This window comes from Bacillus sp. LR--39, assembly GCF_053613335.1.
In genome coordinates this window covers 1-733 of sequence record NZ_JBSIOT010000815.1, presented here as the reverse complement: position 1 = coordinate 733, position 733 = coordinate 1, and the positions used below count along the sequence as shown (strand labels likewise).

Annotated in this window: 1 protein-coding gene; it reads right to left on the bottom strand. The window is 46.2% G+C overall.

Annotation, left to right across the window (positions count from 1 at the left end):
• On the bottom strand, positions 1-733 hold a 733-nt coding region (locus tag ACWHAR_RS26720), incomplete at both ends, for a metallophosphoesterase (RefSeq protein ID WP_452088382.1).

Genomic DNA, 733 nt, shown 5'->3' with positions numbered 1-733 from the left:
CGTTTTCTTCTGTATGCTCATCAATTGGCAGCACGCTCAGATTTGATTTGTCTGTTTGCACAACGCCATTTTCATCAAACGCGACATCAACGCGCCCCAAGAATTGGCCGTATTCTTTTGCCTGCGCCACGATCGTCGGTTCTTCGTTGTTTACGACCTCCATTTTGTCAACGAGGGTGTGAGTGTGTCCGCCGATGATCAAGTCAATGCCTTTTACTTTTTTGGCTAGCTCAAGATCCCGGTTATGCCCGATGTGGGTTAAAGCAATAATTTTATTTACCTGTTCTTCTTCTTGAATCGCTTTGACGGTGTTTTGTGCTGTTTCAAAGGCATCATTGAATACGATGCTTTTGCCCGGGCTTGATGTGGTGGCTGTATCTTCTGTTGTCAGGCCGAATACGGCGACTTTCTCCCCGTCAACGTCTAACAGAATGTAAGGGTGAATGCCGGCCTCTTTCTTTTCACCTGCCGTAAAGGTTTGCGGCTTTTTGACAAATGATTTCAGCTTGGGCTCATTTGACACATCTACGTTTGCACTGACAATCGGAAATTCCGGCGCTTCAAAGTGATAGCGGTTCGCTGGATCAACGGTTGCGCTGTTTCCGCTTAGAAAATCAGAAAGCACCGTCGGGCCTTTGTCAAATTCATGGTTCCCGAAGGTCATGGCGTCATAGCCCATCATGTTCATTATTTTCAGATCGGCCAAACCGTTCCATTTTGTAAAATACAGATC